This window comes from Nitrospira sp. ND1, assembly GCF_900170025.1.
Classification (GTDB): Bacteria; Nitrospirota; Nitrospiria; order Nitrospirales; family Nitrospiraceae; genus Nitrospira_A.
Window position 1 is genome coordinate 3362760 of record NZ_FWEX01000006.1, and the last position, 21239, is coordinate 3383998.

15 protein-coding genes (1 of these 15 only partly in view) are annotated in these 21239 nt (G+C 59.6%); 8 read left to right on the forward strand and 7 right to left on the reverse strand.

The features are described 5' to 3' along the window. Nucleotides 1–15: 15 nt before the first annotated feature. The 4 genes from NSND_RS20365 to NSND_RS20380 form a co-directional block, all read right to left on the reverse strand. Nucleotides 16–3267: a DUF6603 domain-containing protein gene (locus NSND_RS20365; protein ID WP_080880735.1), complete on the reverse strand. Its 3252-nt coding sequence runs from the start codon at nucleotides 3265–3267 to the stop codon at nucleotides 16–18. Next, nucleotides 3264–5837 carry a M64 family metallopeptidase gene (locus NSND_RS20370; RefSeq protein WP_080880736.1) on the reverse strand — a complete coding sequence of 858 codons (2574 nt, stop codon included), beginning with the start codon at nucleotides 5835–5837 and terminating at the stop codon, nucleotides 3264–3266. Before NSND_RS20370 ends, NSND_RS20365 begins: the two co-directional genes overlap by 4 nt. A 193-nt stretch (nucleotides 5838–6030) precedes the next feature. Then, entirely contained in the window at nucleotides 6031–9399 is a 3369-nt protein-coding gene (locus NSND_RS20375) for a DUF6603 domain-containing protein (protein ID WP_080880737.1), read from the reverse strand. A gap of 19 nt (nucleotides 9400–9418) precedes the next feature. Continuing rightward, complete coding sequence (locus tag NSND_RS20380) at nucleotides 9419–12256, reverse strand: hypothetical protein (RefSeq protein ID WP_080880738.1); 2838 nt, start codon at nucleotides 12254–12256, stop codon at nucleotides 9419–9421. Nucleotides 12257–12865: 609 nt separating this feature from the next. Here NSND_RS20380 and NSND_RS21400 point away from each other — a divergent pair. Further along, nucleotides 12866–13030 carry a hypothetical protein gene (locus NSND_RS21400; RefSeq protein ID WP_159450919.1) on the forward strand — a complete coding sequence of 55 codons (165 nt, stop codon included), beginning with the start codon at nucleotides 12866–12868 and terminating at the stop codon, nucleotides 13028–13030. A 75-nt stretch (nucleotides 13031–13105) separates the two neighbouring features. Here NSND_RS21400 and NSND_RS20385 read toward each other — a convergent pair whose 3' ends face one another. Then, on the reverse strand, nucleotides 13106–13585 hold the full coding sequence (locus tag NSND_RS20385) for a DUF3015 family protein (RefSeq protein ID WP_080880739.1): 480 nt from the start codon (nucleotides 13583–13585) through the stop codon (nucleotides 13106–13108). A gap of 394 nt (nucleotides 13586–13979) precedes the next feature. Between NSND_RS20385 and NSND_RS20390 the strand changes: the two genes are divergently transcribed. The 3 genes from NSND_RS20390 (at nucleotide 13980) to NSND_RS20400 (ending at nucleotide 17895) form a co-directional block, all read left to right on the forward strand. Next, nucleotides 13980–16214 carry an AAA family ATPase gene (locus NSND_RS20390; RefSeq protein WP_080880740.1) on the forward strand — a complete coding sequence of 745 codons (2235 nt, stop codon included), beginning with the start codon at nucleotides 13980–13982 and terminating at the stop codon, nucleotides 16212–16214. A 140-nt stretch (nucleotides 16215–16354) separates the two neighbouring features. Continuing rightward, complete coding sequence (locus tag NSND_RS20395; protein ID WP_080880741.1) at nucleotides 16355–16999, forward strand: hypothetical protein; 645 nt, start codon at nucleotides 16355–16357, stop codon at nucleotides 16997–16999. An 83-nt stretch (nucleotides 17000–17082) separates the two neighbouring features. Then, nucleotides 17083–17895, forward strand: coding sequence for a PGN_0703 family putative restriction endonuclease (locus NSND_RS20400; protein ID WP_080880742.1), 813 nt, complete (start codon nucleotides 17083–17085; stop codon nucleotides 17893–17895). A gap of 228 nt (nucleotides 17896–18123) precedes the next feature. Here the strand turns inward: NSND_RS20400 and NSND_RS20405 are convergent, their stop codons facing one another. Further along, nucleotides 18124–18945, reverse strand: a complete 822-nt coding sequence (locus NSND_RS20405; RefSeq protein WP_080880743.1) for a hypothetical protein — start codon at nucleotides 18943–18945, stop codon at nucleotides 18124–18126. A gap of 240 nt (nucleotides 18946–19185) precedes the next feature. Continuing rightward, a complete protein-coding gene (locus NSND_RS20410; protein ID WP_080880744.1) occupies nucleotides 19186–19572 on the reverse strand; it encodes a type II toxin-antitoxin system RelE family toxin in 387 nt (128 codons plus the stop codon). 66 nt (nucleotides 19573–19638) lie between these two features. Between NSND_RS20410 and NSND_RS20415 the strand changes: the two genes are divergently transcribed. From NSND_RS20415 to NSND_RS20430, 4 genes are all read left to right on the forward strand, one after another. Continuing rightward, nucleotides 19639–19884, forward strand: coding sequence for a hypothetical protein (locus NSND_RS20415; protein WP_080880745.1), 246 nt, complete (start codon nucleotides 19639–19641; stop codon nucleotides 19882–19884). Nucleotides 19885–19986: 102 nt separating this feature from the next. Beyond that, a complete protein-coding gene (locus NSND_RS20420) occupies nucleotides 19987–20205 on the forward strand; it encodes a hypothetical protein (RefSeq protein ID WP_080880746.1) in 219 nt (72 codons plus the stop codon). Next, a complete protein-coding gene (locus NSND_RS22250; RefSeq protein WP_159450920.1) occupies nucleotides 20202–20447 on the forward strand; it encodes a type II toxin-antitoxin system RelE/ParE family toxin in 246 nt (81 codons plus the stop codon). The genes NSND_RS20420 and NSND_RS22250 overlap by 4 nt, the downstream gene beginning before the upstream one ends. Before the next feature lie 275 nt (nucleotides 20448–20722). Further along, nucleotides 20723–21239, forward strand: partial view of a phosphatase PAP2 family protein gene (locus NSND_RS20430; RefSeq protein ID WP_143833644.1) — the 5' portion only. The gene runs 101 nt beyond the window's last position; 517 of the gene's 618 nt are visible here — the first part of the coding sequence; it begins with the start codon at nucleotides 20723–20725; the stop codon falls past the right edge of the window.

The following is a 21239-nucleotide window of genomic DNA, read 5'->3' on the forward strand; positions in this document are numbered from 1 at the left end:
GTCATCCCATTTGAATTACGTCGTGAGTACCGTGGTACGCCGTCGTCTGCGAGCCGGGGCCTGGCCGGCGGCGCCGAAGGGGGCGACTCGCGCCAGCACCGCCGCCGAGAGCACATAGCCCGGCTTAGGTCGCTCCGGTGGCCGAGTCGGATCAATCAGGAGCGTTTCATAAGCAATCGGCGTGGCGAGCCCGGCGTCATCGTCCACCGCGAGATCGTCAGCCGCGACCGTGAGGCCGCCCTGGAGTGGCACAAACGCCGGTTGCGCCAACTGCTCATCCTCGCGCAGGTCTTCATATTGGGCCAGGGCGAAGGGCTCTTGAACCGGCGTCGTGCGCCAGGGCTGCGCACCGGCGCGATCCGTCACCCTGACCGTCACCGTCGTGGGCCCGCCGACCAGCGGCGCCGTGCCCAGCTTTGTGATGTGTTTGTTGAGCGGGGCGATCCGCTCGCGCAGCGTCAGCTCCGCCCAGGGATGCACGCGCAGCCCGTTGGCCGGGGGCGGCGTCTCGCGGCACGTCACGACCGGGGCGCTACTGCGTGGCACGGTCCCACTCCAATTGCGCCGGTCGGCCAGGGCCGCCGCGATCAGACTGATCACATCCACCGCGGCGGGCAGCGGTGGCGCGGTCTTGCTGCCGAACGTCCGCGAGAAGGACACCGACACCGAGAAGAACAGCAACTTGATCGAAGCCTTACCCTCCACCTGCCAGGGCGTCGGCCCGGCCAACCGGCCCTTGAACGAGATCCCCATCAGCAGACGGCCGTGATACCGCAGCGCCAAAGCGGCGCCGACGTCCACCTCAAACGCCAAGGGAGCCAACTGAAGAATCGCATCGAAGCCGAGCATCCCGTCGAAGCTGAAGCCGCCGCCGGCCGCATGCAGGTCCACCCGGGCGCCGAACTGCACCGTATTGGACGTGACCGCCAGATAGGCCTGGCAGCGCAACTGGAGCGAGTCCCCATCGGCGAGCTGGAGCGCCAGCCGCTGCAACGCGGGCAGCCCCGGCGGGGGCGCAAAACGCGGATGGAACCCGCCGATGGCCAGCACAAACTGTGGCTGACGCCCCCAGCCCGCTCGCAACGCCATGTCGCCGGTCAGGGTGAATTGCAGAATGCGGGAGTCATAGAGCGTCGCATCCAACGCGACGGTCTCGGCACTCACATCCAACACACCCAGCGCATCCATGCGGATCTGCACGAGCGGATGGGTCTGGTTCGGCAACAGGACTTGCAGGCGGCCCAAGACCACCACGCGAACAGGCGAAGGCAGTTCGACCAGGAGGGCGAGCTCGAGCGTCAGGAGCGTGGGCGTGCCCCAGCGCAGTTGCACCATGGGGCCGAAGACGTGGCGGCCGGCCGTCGGCGGGAAGACGCGACGGAGGTCGCTGAAGATCTGCGGCGCATTCCGGAGCGGATCAGATGGAAACAGAATGGAGTTGAGCGTGCCGGTCTTGAGGCCCTCGCGGAGCGTGGACGTGGAGACGGTGCGATGCAAGCCGAGTAGGCCGCCGATGCCGGTGAGGGTGAAGCCCAGGCCCAAGGGAATCGGGGTGAAACCCTCGACGGTGATCAGGATCAAGAGGGAGTAGCCCTTACGGCCGTCCGGCAGGCGCGTAGTGAGCAATCCGATGGCTTTGAGGGCGATGCGGTCGGCCAGTTCCAACTGGAGCATGCCGCTGTATTCGGCCCGTTGGGGATCGAAGCCCAAATACCCGCCGCCCACGACCCCTGGGGCGGCAATCGCCAGCCCCAAGCCGGTCGGGGGCTTGAAGCCCAGGGCGAGATCGAACGGACCGACATTGCCCGGGGCAAAGGTCGTTTGCAGGCGAAACCCCATTCCTTCCACAGCAAACGATACCGGGCCGAGTTTTCCGGAGATCTGCGCCCCGACTGCCAGGGTCAGGTCCGCGGAATGGTCGGTGGGCGCGAAGAGTTGCAGCGCAATGCCTTCGACCGTGATGGGGCCGATCGAGAGATTCGTAGGCAGGAACGTTTCGAATGCCTCGCTCCCTGCGAAGCGCACACCGTTGCGCCGAGTCCATTCAATGCCGAGCGGGATCGTTAGCCGGCGTTCGCCGTCGCCGAGCAGGTTGCGCAGGAAGGAGTCGGCCTCGCCTGGCTGAAGTACGAGGGTCAGTCCCTTAAGTTGAGCCGCCAGCTGAATATCCAGTTCGTTATCGACGGAGGAGGCTCCGAGGTCGACCGATGCCCCTTGGAACTCAAGGCGCGTGGCGTTCGGTGCACCGAACAGCAGGGTCGGCGACGCGGGCTTGAAATCGAACCCGATGCCGATGCCGGCAGAGGGAGGCGTCGTCCCTGGTTGGAAGGGGTACTTGATCGACGCTTCGCCGGGGCGGAGCACGATGCCGAGTTGGGAGGCGGCATTGGTGCCGGCACGCACCCGAAGATCGATAGTCGGCGCCAGGCGCAGGGTAAGCGGGAATTCATTGGGGATGTGGGGTTGAACGGCGAGGCCCGGTAGTGTGGTGCCGCTGCCCTTCAGTTCCACCACACTGATGGCGGCTTCGAGTTCCCGGTCGGCAATCGTAATGTAATAGAACGGAACCTTGAGCCAGTGTGAGTCCTCATCGAGTTCTACGTCCTGGCCTGCGTACCCGTTGGCCAAGGATTCCTCTGCCTTGCCGATGAAAACGGGAAAGCCGAATGCGAAGCACAGTTCGCTGAGGTGCTGGAGCAGCAATGGAAACTTCAAGTCCTGCGTGCCCCATCCGTACACCTTTTGCGGCAGAGACAACGGATCGCGAATCACGTCGGGAATATTGGCCCAATGGAAGTGCGTCCGGATATGGCCGCGCTGATGTGCCGTGGCCGGAATGATCTCCGTTTCGATTACATTGAGGATCGAGAGCAGATTGAACAGGGCCGGTTGCTGGGCGGCGAGGTAGTCTGTCAGCAGGATCTCGAACAGTCGTTCGCCGATCTGACTCAGAAACGTGCCCGCATCGACGCCCGGTGGCGCCTGATCGATTCGATTGATCGCGAGATAGGCGGCTTTGGCTTTGCCGAGCAGGACCAGAATCTCGTTCTCCGTCGGATCGTCTCGCAGGGCCTCGACCGCCTGTATCGCGTCGGCAATCGCAGTACTCAATTGGGTATAAGCCGGAGGGACGGCGACGGTGTCCCAACCGAGGCGGAGCATGAAGGCCTGGAACGCATCGGTGCTGCCCAAGGCGCGGCGCAACGGCGCCAACGCGTCGATCATGGCGCGCGCGACCTGTTCGAATGTGCCGGCCGTGGTGCTCATGTCTGCGGGTAAATCTCGCCGTAATCCAGATCGATGGAAAAATGTTTGTGCGGATCGATGATATCGACCAACAGGTATCGGCACACGGGGCAGAACTCCTTCCCGTCACTGTCTGAGTTGCGCATGATGCAGTTGCCCGTGGGGTGATAGACCCCGCAGTGGTATGTTTTTCCGCCGGTAAACAATCCGACGATCCGGTTCTTGTGTTTGAAACAGCGTGGGAAATCGATGTCGAGTTTCTTCGGCTTTTGAATGTTGTTCTTATCCGGCACACAGATCTCGTCGCTGTCGGGGTCTTGGTTGAGTGCGCAACCTCTGTCCGTGATGTGGTCCTTGACGTTCAGGGCGATCAATTCGGCGAAGGGATAGTCGTCCGATCGGGCCGACTCCGAGGCTTGGACGGGCAGGTACAGCACGCAACCGGACCCGAACCGCGCCGCATCGGCCGCGGTAAACGAGTGGCCGGCTTTGGGGGAGACCAGGATGGCTGCGCCCAGGGGGTTGTCCGGGCCTGGCGGCTTCGAGAGGTCGGCAACTCCTCCGGGATCTGCGAGGCCGACGATCTGCAATTGTTCGCTGACATCCGGATCGCGCGGTAATGGATTGGGGTACCGTCGAGCGCGCAGGAGCACCGTGTCGCCTTGCTTGAATTGCAGGCTTTGGCCTAAGGGAATCGGAATGCGGAAGACGCCGGCCGTGGCCTCGCTGATGACGCCCATGAGGACGGTGGCTTTGCGGATGCGATGCCAGCGCCATTTGATGAGATCGCCGTCGATGTCGTTGAACGAGTCGAGAAGGTCGCTGTGTTTCTGGAGGTTGCCGTAATGCTGGTCGATCTCGCGGCTCTGCGGCAACGTCCCCTTTTCGCTGTACTCGTCGCCCAGGCCGAACGAGTGCGCCACCTCGTGGCAACCCCGAATCAGGCGGTCATGAGATATTTTTTTGGCTATGCGGCCGGTGAGATCGATGCGATAGGTCGGTTTGCCCGAGACGGGTCTGGCAGGGATTTCATACCGGTCTTCAACATTCATGGCGATGTACCCGCGGCCGTAGTTCACCCCGCGATCCCATTTGAGGGAAGAGAAGAGAAAAATCAGCGGGTAGCTGTTGGGGCGTGTTCCGTCCGGCCGGTCGGCCCAGAGCTGACCCATCGGATTTCCTTTGGCATCATGGAGACGGTTCAAGATCGGATCCAGCCGCGCGCGAGACATGCGTCGTGGATGAAAACCGATTTCGCGATTGTCGCTTTCGTCTGTGACATTCGGGTAGTCGCCGTAGGCCAATCCGAGGGTTGAATCACTTTCCTCAAGAAACGTTCGCCTCGCCAATTTTTGCCAGCGTCGTACGGTCTCATTTGCAATCCTGTCATGCGGCACGTCGTCGAGGATGCTGTCCCAGTAGTCGCGGATTTCCTTCACCGGCCTATCGAGGCCCTGACCGGGAATGGGAAGCCCGAGCCTGAAAAGGAGATTGCTGAGTCCCCAGCGTTCTCCTGCCGATGGATCTTCCGGATCGGGAACGCAGTAGAGATCCACCGTGTCGTCGTCGTTGGTCCGTACGTTGCCGTTATCCTGTTGCGACGGATAGACCTCGCAGAGCACCGAAACGCCATGATGGCTGGAGGGCACGAAGGCCTGAAAATAATTCATCGATGTGGAGAGGAGGTCGAAGGGCCGCGTCAGCCGGCTTTTCTTCATAAGCCCCAACAGGCTCCTGATTTGGGATTCAAATTGCGGTTTGTCGTCGGTGGTGTAGCCGTCGCACAAGAAGAGAAAATTGGGGACGAGTTCCGGGTTGATCGTACCCGGCCAGGTGTCCTGGATTTGCACGGTCTCGGTTCGAATGGTGGGTTCCACCGCCCAGTCAGATGCGAAGCGAATGTGACCGCTCGCCCTGATCTCCGGTGGCGCAGGATGCGCAGGATCCCGCAGGTCGGCCGGCAGCGTGGCCGTGATCTCCACGGCCGGGTCGCTCGGGCCATTCCCGACCGAAATGATCAATCGACCTGATGGTTCCACGTTGGCGAGGGGACCCCACGCCAGTCCGGGGTGATTGGTGAGGTCACCGACGGTATTGTCATCGAACTGTGCGCGGACCGTGAAACGCCTGAATGTGGTTTGCGGCAAGGTCGGCCCGTCCGGTCGCAAGGTCAGGATCGGAGGTGTCAGCCAGGTTGAGGTCACGCGGTTATGAAGATGAATCCGGACGCTGATGCGGTATTCCTTGTCGTCGCTCGAATCTTCTGCCGTGGCGTGCAGGAGAAAATTATGAATCGTCGTGGCTGGGCCGGGAGGCGCGGGCACACGGATTTCCCCGTTATCATTGTTGATCGTGATTCCGAAGCCGGAGCAGGTCGGCGGCGCGACGGTGAGGTCGAGCACGTTCCGAAATGAGGGTTGAAAGTTGATGGTGACGTCGGCGTTGGCAGCCAGATATGCGGTTGCGTCTTGCGTCGACCCGTCGGGGAGTTCGACATCGATCGCACTGAGGAGGGCAGGTAAGGTTCTTCCACGCAGCAAGTGGATGTCGTACTCTCGACTGCGTTTCCATTTGATCCCGGTAATCGGCATGGGGGCGTAGATCGTCTAGGGCGATAGTTGTACCGCTGGATTGATGAAACACCTCGCCTCGCACCGCGAGGCTACACAGGGACGCAACCGCTCCTGCAGGAGGAGCCGAACGTACTCCGCTCGTGAATGACTGTCAAATTTCTCTCCGTGGAAAATACGTGCATTGCGATGCCGGAGTCTTCACCGTCCCATGCTATGCGAGCACCGCCGTCTTCCCCCGTCGCCGTCGGCGGGCCGGGGCCTGGCCGGCGGCGCCGAAGGGAGCCACCCGGGCCAACACCGCCGCCGAGAGCACATAGCCCGGCTTAGGTCGCTCCGGTGGCCGAGTCGGATCAATCAGGAGCGTTTCATAAGCAATCGGCGTGGCGAGCCCGGCGTCATCGTCCACCGCGAGATCGTCAGCCGCGACCGTGAGGCCACCCTGGAGCGGGACAAACGCCGGTTGCGCCAACTGCTCGTCCTCGCGCAAATCTTCATACTGCGCCAGCGCGAAGGGCTCGTGGACCGGCGTCGTGCGCCAGGGCTGTGCGCCCGCGCGATCGGTGAGCGAGACCGTCACCATCGTGGGGCCGCCCACCAGCGGCGCCGTGCCCAACTTCGTGAGTGGTCGGTTCAACGGCGCGATCCGCTCCCGTAGCGTCAGCTCCGCCCAGGGATGCACGCGCAGGCCGTTGGCCGGAGGGGCCGTCTCCCGGAACGTCACCACCGGGCTGCTGTTGCGGGGCACGGCGCTACTCCAATTGCGCCGGTCCGCCAGGGCCGCGGCGATCAGCCCCACCACATCGACCGCCGCGGGCAGCGGGGGCGCCGTCCGGCTGCCGAATGTCCGTGAGAAGGACACCGAGACCGAGAAGAACAGGAGCTTGATCTTGGCCTTGCCCGCCACCTGCCAGGGCGTCGGCCCCGCCAACCGTCCCTTGAACGAGATCCCCATCAGCAGACGGCCGTGATACCGCAGCGCCAAAGCGGCGCCGACGTCCACCTCAAACGCCAAGGGGGCCAACTGAAGAATCGCATCGAAGCCGAGCATCCCGTCGAAGCTGAAGCCGCCGCCGGCCGCATGCAAGTCCACCCGGGCGCCGAACTGCACCGTGTTGGAGGTGACCGCCAGATAGGCCTGGCAGCGTAACTGGAGCGAGTCCCCATCGGCCAGCTGGAGCGCCAGCCGCTGTAAGGCGGGCAATCCCGGTGGCGGCGCAAACCGCGGATGGAATCCGCCGATGGCCAAGACGAACTGTGGCTGACGCCCCCAGCCCGCGCGGAGCGCCATGTCGCCGGTCAGGGGGAATTGCAGAATCTTCGAATCATACAAGGTCGCATCCAACGACACCGTCTCGGCCGAAACATCCAACACACCCAGCGCATCCATCCGGATCTGCACGAGCGGATGGGCTTGGCTCGGTAACAGCACTTGCAGACGTCCTAAGACCACCACCCGGACCGGTGAAGGGAGTTCGACCAGTAGCGCCAGGTCCAGCGTGAGCAAGGTCGGCGTGCCCCAGCGCAGTTGCACCATCGGCCCGACCACATGGCGGCCGGCCGTCGGCGGGAAGACGCGGCGCAGGTCGCTGAAGATCTGCGGGGCATTGCGGAGGGGATCAGATGGAAACAGAATGGAGTTGAGCGTGCCGGTCTTGAGCCCGTCGCGCAGCACGTCGGTACGGACGGTCCGGTGCAGCGCCACCAATCCACCGATGCCGGTGAGGGTGAAGCCCAAGCCCACGGGAATCGGCGCGAAGCCTTCGGCGGTCAAGAGAATCACGAGCGAGAAGCCCTTGCTGCCGTCGGGCAGCTTGGTGGTGAGGAGCCCTAGGGCCTTGATGGCAATGGTCTCGGCCAACTCCAGTTGGAGTATGCCGCTGTATTCAGCCCGTTGGGGATCGAAGCCCAGGAACCCGCCGCCGGTCACCCCTGCCGTCGTTATCGCCAGGCCGAGGCCGGTCGGAGGCTTGAAGCGGAGATCGACTCCCAAGTTGCCGAGTGCCGGTCCGTCACTGTCCTGTGGAAGGGCCAAGAGGGCCTCACGGCCGTAGGCCGTGACCATGCAGGCGCAGCCCAGGTTCTGCACTACCACATCGACCGGCCCGAGCGACCCGCGGATGTCGGCTCCAACCTCGCAGGCGAAGCTCGTTGCCCCTGCCCGAGGAGGCCTGTTGGTGACGGCAACCGTGACTTGGGTTACGGTAAAGGGGCCGACTCGCGTCTGTAGCGGAAGGTCGAAGGCGATAGTCGGTCTTCCACCAAACGTCAGGCCAGTCTTGCTGGACCAGGCAATCTCCGGGGAGCAGGAGAGTTCAATCGTCCGTTGCGGCAGTGTACTTTGCAGGAAGCCGTCGGCCTCGCCCAAGGACAGGACAATCTTGCAGCCCGGCTGCCCCTCCGTCCCCGCGGCCGTGAAGCGTGCGGCGAACTCAGGATCGTCGGCCGAACCATGGAGCGAGGCCTGCAGGACGAACCCGCGCAGTTCAATGCGCGAGGTGCGGGCGTTACCGAGCAGGTACCGCGGTGTTGTCCCTGCGCTCGTGATTTCGACGACGGTGTCGAGGGCCGCCTCTCCACCTATGAAACCGATATGGTTCGGAAAGCATGCGATGCTGATCAGGTCGCCGATGGCTGCGTCGACATTCCAACGCAACCGCAAGTGCTCACCGAGCGAGAGTGTCCGTCCGGTTCCTCCCCGCAGGATCGGCATGAAGACCAAGCCCGATACCGCTGGCTGATCCGTCGATGCGGCCGGGAAGACGTCGCATCCGATTTCATACAAAATCCGGTCGCTGGTGGAATAACCGTAACACCAGCGAGTTCGCAGAGCGTCCGAATTACGAAGAATGCGGTCTCGTCGCTCCGGCGGCTCGGCAACGTGGCGCCGTTGGTCGGGAACCATAAGCGCTGCGGGAACTCCGAAGGCACGCAACGTCCTGGCCGCCGCCTCCAACAGCCGTCGGTGCTCGAAGGGATGGGCGCGATCATTCCATCGGTAGGCCCGTGTCAGGGCATCCAGGGGATTTTTCACTGTCTCGAGCAACTGCTCCCACTCGATACGAATCCTGTCATAGGGCTTGCGAAACGGCCCGTTCGGCTCGGTGGGTTCGTACCGGATGATGCCCCAGAAATGCAGTCCTCCATAGGCCACGGGGTGGTACAGGCGAAGATACTCTTCCAGGAGATCATCCAGGAGGTGATCTCCTATGCTCCTCCAAAATTCTTGGTCAGCCAATGGCGCGGGCAAGTCCGCCAGGGCGGACAGTTTGAAATCGGCGAGCGCACGGACGAGCCTGGTGGCTGATCGGGCAATGTCTGCACCGTCCTCGATCCCAAGGGAGGTTTCCGGGTCGGCCTCCAAGGCGGATTCCAATCGTTCGGCCAGTTCAAGGAATTGTTCGATGGGCGCCTGAATCTGGAGCAGGTCGTTGATCTTCGCAAAGACGAGGTCGTCCAGCGTGATTCGCCATCCGTAGCGATGGAACAGGAATTCCATTCCCTCCAGGCTGGACAGCCGCGAGCGCAGCGGGTCGATGACCCGTTTCAGGGAAAGGTAGAGGGCTGTGAGTTGGTTGGTCATAAGAAGACGGATTTCCTGCCTACACTTTGGGCAATTGATCGAGCAAGGCTCTGGTCAACTGGCGGACGACCAACGCCTTGAGTTTCGTCAGGTCAATGAACCCGGCGTCGTTGAGCACGGAGATTTTGCAACTGTCGAGTTCCATCCCCTGCAGCACATCCCCGATGGCCTCGTCGGCTTGACGGAGTATCTCCGTTCCCACCGCCGGCATCAATTCGGCGCCTTTGTCGTATCCACGTTTCATGGCCTCCGGCGCGAAGATCGCCCGGAAATAGCGTCCGTGATCGTTGACCTGTTGCGCATAGTAGCGGCCGATATAGTAGGGTTCGGCCGAGACGGGAGTCGAAATGTCGATGTCGATGCGATCGGGGAAGTCGCTTTCGTGAAGGTAGGTGAGATCCAAGAGTTCGGACAACCACTGCCGCACCGCAGTCAGCTTCGCCTTATTCTCCCAGGCGCGGGCGGCATCCTCCTGCGCTTCAAGGAACTTCATCCACATTTTGAAAGGAATTTCGAAAACGAAGGCCACTTCGAACAGGGCGCTCAGCAGCGCGATCCGCGCGAGAAGCGGCACACGTTTGACGACGTGCTTGGCGACCTCTTTGGAGATGCTGTAGGTCGTCACCGGAATAGGCGGCAGCTTGAACAGTTCGACCAGCTTGCCCATGTTCCGGAGCAGACTGTAGTGGCTACCCAGCTGCTGAATCACATCGAGGTAGGACTCCCCTGTGCTCGTGCGCTGGGCGTCGAGGATGGCGCGGATCTCATCGGGCGTCAGATGAGCCACTTCTTTCCATTTTGCAATCACCGCCGCGAATTCCTCGCAACTGAGCCCGTCCTTCTCCTTCACAGGGTCGAAGGTGTGTTTCTCGACGGAGAAGAACGGTGCGAATCCGATTCGCTCCAGGGTGCGCAGCTCTTCGAGATCCGTATACGGCGAGTCGGGCTCCAAGTTCGGTAGGTTCGTGCGCTGGACCAGGGCCTCCTCCGGGATCCTGAATTTCGGGCCGAGGCGCTCTTCGGCAAACAGATCATTCTGCGCCGGTGTGGCCGGAGGATCCGCCGACTTCACTTCGTGCCAGCTTCCGTTGAACTCGAAATCGTATGCGATCGCCCGCTTGTCCTCTCGTTCCGATAAGGAGAGCTCGGAGTAGGACATGCCGCTCGGGAGCACGGCAGATGCAAAATCGGGTTCCCGTTGTCGCAACCATTCGCCGAATCCCTTTTTGCGTCGCAGCGCTTGCTGGGCATGGTGAAGGTACAGGGCGTAAGTAGGTTTGTACGTCGCGCGCGTGTGATCGATCACGGCTGCCAGTTCATCGAGGCTGAGGCGATCCAAGTAGGCTGCCAGTTCAGTGCCGGGGGTATCCGGAGAGATCCCGAGAAACGACATGAGTTCATATTCGCGTGTAAGCTGAGAGGTTCGGTCGGGATGCTCGTAGACGGTGAGGGTGTGGGTGGCGATGCCGTTCGAGGACGAGGGGTGTTCCAGCTTCACGAGATAGGCCTGCTGGTCTCGGATAGACCAGGTGATTCGGCGAAACGAGTCAGGCCCTGAGAGCAGTGTGATCGTGGCAGTGCCGGAGAGTTCGATATTCTGCTCCTTTTGGAATTCCGCCCGAATGTCCACGCCGGTTCCCGACCCGTCGCTGAAGCGCTTGGCGTTGAGGAGGGTCATGACCGCGTCGAATTTTTGTTTGTCCTTGGGGTCGGCCTCGACATCTTCGGTGTGGAAGGCCAAGGTGAACAGCCGGCCTCGCCAAAGGTCGTGATCGCCCTGATAGAAAAACAGCTGGAGCGGGAAGTACTCGTGCGCGCTGGGAGTGGCGACAAGTTTGGCCTCGGCCCACAGTTTGGCTCGCCGGCGATTCCCCGGCTCGGTGAGGGAGACTTCCTCATACACGCGATATTCGATTTTGTAGTCTGCGCCTTCGTGCGCGAGCACGTCCTTCAAGAGCCACGCGCTGTTTCGTTCGATGACGAAGACACGCAACCGGTTCGTGAGCGGAAAGCCCTGTGCGGCAAAGGTAGATCGGATGGAAGGGGGAACTCGTCTGCCGTCCAACGCATCGATCAGTGCTTCATATCGTTGGGCTTCCTCCGGCTCGGGGGCGTCGATGGGCATGGAGGCCAAGGCGAACGGCTCGGAGAAACCGGCCGGATCGGATAGTGCGCGAACAATCGCGTCTTTCCGCTCCGGGCTGTGCATGTCCCTCGGCAGAAAGCGCTGTTTCACCAGGTGGGCATGCACCTCCAGTCTGGTTTTGAACCGCATGTCCTCCATGATCGGGTGCGAGCCGAAGAACTGATAGTCCGTGGGGGCATAGACGTTAGGTTTGCCCCCCCAGAACGAATGCAAAGCGTACAGCCCTTCCCTGGACTGGCCGAAATTACACGCCCGGACCGTGACCCAGGAATCGTTTTGCAGGTGAGCCAGGATCGTCTTCCGTTTCGCTTGAAAGTCTGGGAATTTCCCGGCGAGAAAATCTTGTTGCAGGCACGCCAGCGAGAAAGCCGTGAGGTATCTGAACTCCTGCATCGCCTCGGAGGAGAGGTTGTTCAGGAGCGGCGTGATCAGACCTTGCGCAGTGCCGTGCGCCACGAGGACGACCTCCCGAATGTGTCGGACACCGCGGGTGGTCACTTCTGCATGCAGGGTCTCGACGACATCCTGGAGACTGCGCGTATCTTTTCCGATGTGATTCGGATAGAACTTGTTGAAAAATGCCCGTGCCCCCTTCCCGTAACCGTCGCTCGAGGGGACGAAGTAGAAGAGATAGTCCCTGACGCCCGTCTGTTTGGGGAGAGGGTACTCCTGTATCTTTTCGAAGAGCTGTTTTCCGATACCAACCGTCATGTCGCTACGTATGCGATGGGGTAAATCATGCCGATGGTTCACGCACGTGGCGTGCGTCGACAACCGGCTGTTCACGATACTCGCTCATTGCGAGCGCTCGGAACGTACTCCCGCCGCCTCAATCTGTCAATTGGTTATCCGGTGGATAATACGTGCATTACCTGCACGTGTCGCAAGTTGGTACGCCTGATGAAGGACGGGCTGTTTCGTTGTTGGGATGTCGAGGGGCTTGCTGGCGGTGGCAGGAGTTGAAACCGTAGGGCGACGTTGCGGCTCAGCACGATGCGCGAGCCTGTGAGGCGCCTTGAGCGTAGCTCAGCCGTAACCGTAAGCGACATTCGATTCGACAGGGGATAATCAGTGAAGTGCGTGACCCAAGCGGTGCCATGCTTGAGATGGCTCCCTGTCCGGCGCCCGCTATGGCCGGAGCGGCGGTAGGGGAATGCGGCGATGCACGAGGCTGGCCCTGTGCCGGATGCCGACACCATTGAGGTGCTGGAAGAGCCCGTTCCCAAGACGATGCCTTAGCCTGCCATTTCCTCGTCGTGCGAGGGCAAGCCCACTGTCAAATGGAAGAAGCCCCGCGGTCTCGTCCCCAAGGACAGCAAAGTGATGGTCCCGGGGCCGGAGCCGACCCAGCATCGGGGACCGACCTTCGCAAGCATGATCGCGCCTGGCAATCGGATCCTCCTCCAGCAGATGAGCGGCGACGATCCCGTCGACAGTGAACTCACCGTGCGGATTCATTTCAGAACTCTGCAGCAGATGGGATAGCCTCTCGGGTATGGCCGGAGACGTGAACGGCATCACGGGTCGGCCTGGTCATGCCGGCCTGCGTGGCCGGGAGAACTATCGATCCGCAGCTACCTGCATCCCGTACCCGCGTGCCCAGGCGATCTCGACGATTTGCTCGCTGGAATGCGCCGGTGAGATCTGCTCATTGAAAAGATCAGGATAAGAATTTCTCATGCTGTTCTGAAGGTCCGTCCAGTGATCGATGGAGACGCCGGTGAGGGCAGCCAACGACGCAAGATATTCCCCCTGGCCGCGGGCGATGTCTGCGCGGAGATTTTCGTGGGTATGCATCGCGAAGACGGTGGCCTTTTGTTTGGCCCTGAGCAGACGGCCGTCGGCGAGCGCGCCCGGCGTCGTGCTTGATGTAAATTCGGTCGTCGGATCGAGGAACTCTTTGGTGGCTCCGGATGTGCCGTTGGTGAGTTGGGTCGTGGCGTCGAACGGCGCCTTCGTCAACTCGACGGTGGCATTCGTCATACAGCCGCCGAGGGTGAGGAGCAAACCGGGAATCAGTGCCAAGCGTGTGGTGATCATATGAAGCCTCCTGGGTTCGCCCGATGTGTACAGAAATGAAGTACCACATTGAGTGCCAGGGCCGACCCTAGGAGGAGCCCTAGTTATGTGACAACTTCCGAGTCGTGGCGAGTCGGGCAGCGTTCGGGGCAGCGCAGGGTACGTTTCCGTCCTGCTTGACAGGACCGCAAGCTCGGCGGAAAATCCGCAGCCTCTGTTCCTGCTTCTCACAGGCGTTGGAAGGGATAGGAATGGGCGCACTGTCAGAGCCGATTCGGATCAGACCAGAATGGAAGCTTCCGTAGTCCTTCAATCATGGGGCGACGTCCTGGTGTGTTGTGCGGACAGGAATTGACACGATCGCATGAAACCTAGTTGAGCGGATTCAAGGGCGGGACCTAGGGACACATAGCGCATGATTGAATCCATCACCATTTCCAGCCTGGCAACCTACGACACGACGCCCGAGCAACTCAATGGTCTTTCTAAGTTCAACTTTCTATTCGGTTCGAATGGCACCGGAAAAACCACTATCGGTCGGGTCATCGCAGATGAAGCGAAGTTTCCTACGTGCAAGGTGACATGGAAAGCAGGAACTAAACTCCAACCGTTCGTCTACAACCATGACTTTGTGGAACGGAATTTCAACCAGTCACCAGAGCTGAAAGGGGTCTTTACGCTGGGCGAGAAGCAACTCGATACCCTAGCAAAGATCGCCGCAGCAAAGGGCGAACTCGACAAGCTTACGGCCAGGATAGAAAACCTCACTCAGGGACTACAGGGCGCGGATGGGAACGGTGGAAAGAAGGGGGCGCTGGCAATGCTTGAGGATGAATTGAGAACCAAGTGTTGGGCGCAAAAGCAGAAGCACGACAAGAAACTGTATGGCGGATTCGAGGGGTATCGGAACAATTCGGAAAAGTTCAAAAGCAAAGTGCTTCAGGATCAAGCGTCGAATACAGCGGCACTCTTCACCTTGGCAGAGTTGGAGAAGAAATCGGAAAGCGTCTTCGGACCAACACCCACGAGGGAGGCATCAATTCCCGCTATCGATACGACCAAACTCCTCATGCATGAAACTGACCCAATTCTGAAGAAGCGGGTCATCGGCAAGGACGACGTCGATATCGCTGCAATGATTAAGAAGCTCGGGAACAGCGACTGGGTTCGAGAAGGCCGGGAATTCTACGACGTAAATGATGGAGTGTGTCCGTTCTGCCAGAAAAAGACGTCCGATGCATTTGCGCGAAGTTTGAATGAGTATTTTGACGAGACCTTTGTGACGGACAGCAAGGCGATCGACGACCTCACCACGAACTACGCCACCGAAGCAGCCCGGATTCAGCAACAACTTGCCGGAATCATTGCGTCACCGTCCAAGTTACTCGATGTCGAGAAGCTGAAGGCAGAGAAGGATCTACTTGACGCGAAAGTCACACTGAACAACCAGCGCCTTGACGGAAAGAAAAAGGAGCCGAGCCAGGTAGTCGAGTTGAAATCTCTGAGCAATGTCTGCACGGCGATTGAGGCCCTGATTGCCGCGGCCAACACTAAAGTGGCTGCGCACAACAACATGGTCGAGAACCTTGCGACCGAGCGTGCGACGCTTACCGCACAAATATGGAAGTTCGTTCTTGAAGTACTGAAAACAGATCTCGCTTTGTTCATGGCTGCGAAAAATGACTTGGACAAAGCCATCGCAGCAATGACGACGCAGATTAAAGCAGCGATAACTGATAGGGAGAAAAAGGCATCTGAGATTCGCGAGCTGGAAAAGCAAACGACAAGTATCCAGCCGACGATTGACGGCATAAACAGTCTGCTATCGTCCTTTGGCTTCCAAGGCTTTAAGCTCGCGAAAGCGGCAAGTGGGATATCCTACAAGCTGGTGCGCTCGGATGATTCCGATGCCAAGGCGACTTTGAGCGAGGGCGAGAAGACCTTCGTTACCTTCCTCTATTTCTACCACCTGCTTAGAGGTAGCGACTCAGACAGCGGGATGACAACTGACCGAATCGTGGTCTTCGATGATCCGGTTTCCAGCCTCGACAGCGACATTCTCTTCATTGTCGGCAGTCTCATCAAAGGGCTGTTTGACGAGGTGCGTGATGGAACCGGGCACATCAAGCAGATCTTCGTTTTCACGCACAACGTCTACTTCCACAAGGAGGTCACCTATACTCCACCAAAGGAGAAGGGTGCATCACCGAAACAAAAGACGTTTTGGATTGTCCGCAAGTCCGGGCTGGTCTCGAAGATCGATAAGCACCAGACCAACCCAATCAAAACGTCGTACGACTTGCTATGGGCTGAGGTTCGCAAACCTGATCGCTCAAATTTGGCCATTCAAAACACGCTGCGGCGCATCTTGGAGAATTACTTTAAAATACTGGGCGGCATTGATCTTGACGATCTCTGCGCGATGTTCGACGCGAACGAGAGAATAGTCTGTAAGTCACTCTGCTCGTGGGTGAATGACGGATCACATTATGCGCACGACGACCTCTACGTTTCGATTGATAACACGATGGTAGAATCCTACCTGAAAGTTTTCAGGGCGATTTTCGATAAGTCAGGGCACAGCGCCCATTATAAGATGATGATGGGTGAGGACTTCGTAGAGAGTCCATCTACGGCTACGACGGCATGAACCGCAATGCAACCGCATGTCTAAGAACCGGCTGCGGCAGACGTCCCGCTGAGCGCGTGGCCGCTGAACCGGAGCGGAAGGCGCACGCGCGCGAACTGTTAGCCATGGCCAGCGAGTAGCCACCACGGCAAAGCGACTCAATGCAATCAATCAATCTGCCAGATCTGAGAGCCCAGTTTGCGGGAACGCGCCTCCGCGAACTCGTTCAGCATCACCTACGGCGTCAGAGCCAGCGTAGGCGAATCGACGGACTTCAAGCGACCATCAACCTGCTTCCAGAAGTCGCGCGAGGCGTTGCCGAAGGATTCATCGACCGGTGGAATGCCCATGTTTATGATCAAGAATTCTGGGAGCGAGACACATCAGAAGTCTTCGACGACATAATTGCCGATGCGCGGACAGTCCTTCGACCTCTCGACCTTGAAACGGATGATGAGGCCGCTTTCAACCTCTTCAACATCGTTGTCATGAACTACGCATACAGCGCATACGATCAGCCGAAGATGCGCGAGTTCATGGGGATTTTAGGTGGTAGCTTCCCGTGGCCGAGTGCACTGGGGCTGCTGTACCCGATTACGGCTATCGTCTACGTCGGTACCGCTACCCCAGCTGGTGCAGCCATGGTGGTCGGCTACGGCATCGCGAACTTGGGTTATCTTCTCTTCGTGGCTGGTGTGTTTGGTGGGACTTTCCAAATCCTGGGTTTGAATAATCGCTGGCAGGTCTTCGCAGCGGCGGTTGCCGCCTTCCTTCTCGGAACGCTTCTTTCGAACGTGGGTGGCTAAGGACTGGTTGCGGTGGATGATCCCCGTGGAGTCAGCCGCTGAATCGTGGGGCCATAGAAGAGCTTCCTGGTAGCATCTCCGCTATGAACGACTACAAGACAACTCTCCTAGCTCACCTCGAGACATATAAGAACGTGGTCCTCGGAGTTCATGAAGACGGCGTCTGGTTCCGTAATAATAAGCCCTATCCGCATATACTTCCTTCCGACAAGGCTGAGCTTAACCTCGTAAGCGGTGTTCGAGCGCTCTGGGCTGCGAGTCCCAAGGCAAGAGGTGTGAAGCGGCATCGGGATTTTCACCATCTGAACTCGTCCCAGGCATTCGCCATAAACCTCTTCTTCCCACTGCTGCACGCTCGTGACGCTCACGCGTCGCTTCTTCGGGCATTAGGCGTTACTGCGGGAGTAGTCGAGGACTGGAATTTTGAGGAAATCGTAGATCACGCCGAGCTCACGAACTTTGACGTAGTGCTACAACTCGGGGGACACCGCCGCGTCTTCATCGAGGTGAAATTAACCGAGTCGGAGTTTGGGGCAGTTTCCGACTCCGAGACGCAACGCCGTCGCCGCGAGGTCATCTACCTGCCAAGGCTTGCTGCAAAGGTAAGTGCCTCTGCCTTGGCGATTCCGCATTTCTTCAAGATGTACCAACTCCTCAGAAACGCTTCGTATGCCGCTACAGATCGTGATCAGGTGGTGTTCATCATGCCGCGGCAGAATAGGGCGGTTGCTGCAGTGGCGGAGTGGTTTACCTCTGAGGTTGTATCCGAGAACTACAGGCCACTGATCCGCACTGTGTTCGCCGAAGATTTGATCGAAAGTCTGCTCCAGTCGGATTTGCCTTCCGATATTTTGAGTGCTGTCGGGGAAACTGCAGACAAATATTTGCTTCGATAGCGTATGGTCTAACAACCGTATGAAACCCACAAAATCGTTGTAAGGGCTCCCGACATCATTTTCTCGTTCGAATCCGTGCATTGAGGACCGTCAGAGCGAACTTTGTGGCTCCCGCATCTCGTCGACCGGTGACGGGTGCAAGTATGTAATGGAACAGTCCTTACGTAACCTGGAAAGATTCCTGGCGCCATTTCGATTCCCCGCCCCATTTCCTCTTTCGATTTTTCCCTACCCGTGAAAGAGTTTCCGGCACTCCATGAGGAGATAGACCGGCCGGGTGTGTTTTCCCTTGTTATCGGGCACGTGGCCGATGGCGGCGCCGGTCACCACCATCCCCGGAGGACATTCCCATTTGTGCGTGCCCGCGATGCCCCCCAGCCCGAACGCATCCGGCACCCTGGGACTGACCTGGATGGATTGCGGATCTTTTCCCTTCGACCCGTTCTCGTAGATATCCTCCGCGGTGGCATGTTCCAGCCCCACTTGCAGGAGACTTTCCCGAAGTTGAAGCTTGTTGTAGACCTCGTACAGGCCAATGGAAAGGCGGTTTGTCGGCACCGTGGTCTCGAACAAGTCGCCCTCTTTTTCGTAATTAAAGAGAAACGGGCTCTTCTCCCAACGGGACCCGACCGTGCCGTCGGCCTGCAATTCCCGGCAGGAAAACCGGAACGATTCCCACGTGCGGTTGTTCACCTCTTTGATAAACAGCCCTTGCAGCACGCCGTCGGTAAACATCTCCAAGCAGGACACGAACCGGCTTTCGACCACCTTGTCCTTCGCGTAATCCAAATCGTTACAGGCCACCCACACGGAACCGACGGGCCCCTTAATCGGCAGATGCTTCGGCACGCAGCCGGCGATGACATAGGTGCGATAGTCGTTCACCGTGTATTGCGGGTCGCGGTCATCCAACGGATGGCCGGCGATGGTGTAGCCGCTTCCCGGTCGCACGGCGCCCGTCCCGGCCCACGGCGTGGAGGCCGGCAGCAGCAGCGCGGCTCCCAGCGCAACCAGAAGCCCGACACGCGGCGCACACGTTCCTATGGTCATGGGACATCCCTCCTCGTTGTGACGGGTCGGATTGTACGTCAGTTGCGCCGCTCTGGCGAGAGGCTGGCAGGGCCGCCCAGGCTCGTGACATGGACGAAATGTAAGGGAACAGGAATGGAGGCTAAGACCCTGTACCTGATCTGGCTGAACGTGAGCGATTCGAGACGCCGTGGATATGCGAGAGGCGGTAGGGGGATGAGGGAGAGACTGATGGCCGCATGCAGGCCCGGAGGAACAGTTCTATCGGTCCTGGTGTGTGAATCGCTTGAGTGCTTCCTGATAGACCGCGAGATCTTCGCGCTTTCCAATGGCGACGACTTCGACCAGGATCTTTTGGTCGATGATCCGGTACACGATACGGATCGATTTCTTCGCTGCGTAGAGTTTGTAATAGCCGGTGAGATCGCGGAAAGAAAGGGGTCGAGAGTCATTGTTTGACGAGCGATTCTGGCAACCTGATCGTGTGAATGACGAGGTTGCCGGTCCAGAATTCAAAGCTGCGGGTGCCGGAGCCGCAAAACGATGGTCCAATAAAGACTCCCGACCCCTTTTCTTCGTCCCCTTTTCTTCGTCCAGAGTCAGGCCGAGGCCCAGTTCGCCATCACGGAGTACATCGAACGATTCCATAACCGTGAGCGGTTCCATCAAGCGCTGGGCTATCGAAGCCGGAGGAGTTCGAGCAACAGGAGAGTGGTGCCTCATTCACGTGTCTGTTATTCCGGGGCCACCTCAGATCTTGCAGTGTGCGTGCCGCTGAGTCGGATTGGGCAGCATGCCCCGAATGTTTCTCCTGAAATTTCCGGGGCGCTGTACCACGTCATCGTCCGCGGGAACGCCCGGCACACCATCGTGCTCGATGACCGGGACCGGCAGAGGTTTCTCGATGTGCTGGTGCGTGTCGTCGATCGCTTTCACCTTCCCACCCTCTGTCGAGCCTAACGTCAGAAGGAAGCTCTGCATTGATTGTGATCGGGGAGCGTACAGCCACACACTTCCCATCCGCTGTTGGACGATCACAGCATGAAATGGTAGGATGCCGCTATGCTAATCACCACTGGAAAAGTTCTCGGTGGGATAATCAAACTTGACGAGAAAAGCCTGCCGGAAGGGGCGATTGTGACGGTGTTGGCTCCGGAGGGTGACGAAACCTTCGAATTGCGACCGGAAGAAGAGGTTCAGCTACTCGCTGCGATTGCGGAGGCGGAGCGAGGTGAGACAACCGACGCCTCGAAAGTCCTCAAGCAGATCCCTCGATCGTGAGCGGCCCAGTCCCTGTCCGTATCGTCCGGAGCGCCGCCCGGGCCATTCAAGAAGCTGCCGAATGGTGGGTCGTTAATCGACCAAAGGCTGCTGATGGCTTTACGGTTGAGCTGGAACGTGCGATCCAACTTCTTTCATCCCAGCCGACCATCGGAGCACGAGCCCGCAACGCTAGGCTGACCGGGGTTCGCCGCATTCATCTCACCCGCATTCATTACTATCTCCTACCGTGTGATTGCTGAACCAATGGTGGTTGAGGTGCTTGCCCTCTGGCATACCAGGCGTGGCTCAGCGCCTGAGCTCTGATTGGTGGGCGGGTGGTGCTGGAACTGGGTGCCCGATCGCCCGAGGCGTAAGGGCTCCACCGGGGGATGGGGCACACGGCGCGATGAATAAAAGAGCGCCAAGTCTGTGTGTGCCGCCGAGTCGGTGAGGTGGCCGGGGAGCGCGACCAGCCACGGGCTGGACCGGCGACAGGACCCGCACCTTCTTCACCCGCTACTGCCGCACGAACCATTTGACTGATCCCTTCCGACCCTTTATCGTCGCGGGCATGGGTTTGGACGAGACTCTCTTTCACAGCATCAACGGCGTGGCCGGTCGGTCGAGTCTGCTGGATTGGGTGATGGTCGAATTGGCCAAACCGGGCAATCTGCTGTATCCCATTCTGCTCGCTGCGGCCTATTGGTTCTGGAAGAACCAGCGGGAATGTCTGATCGGAGCGGCGGCGTTGGCCGGCGTGATCGGTGCGGCGGATGCGTTGGGCACGCAACTCAAGGGGCTTGTGCAGCGTCCACGTCCCTGTGTGACGCTTGCGGATGTGCATCAATTGCTGGGCTGCGGCGGGGCCTTTTCCTTTCCTTCCAATCACGCGGCCAATACCGCGGCGGCGGCGGCGTTCTTCCAGGTGCTCTATCCAAAATCGGGCTGGATCGGCTGGCCGCTTGTGGCGGCCATTGGCATTTCGCGCGTCTACATCGGGGCCCATTACCTGACGGATGTGATGGGTGGATGGGTGGTGGGCGGATTGATCG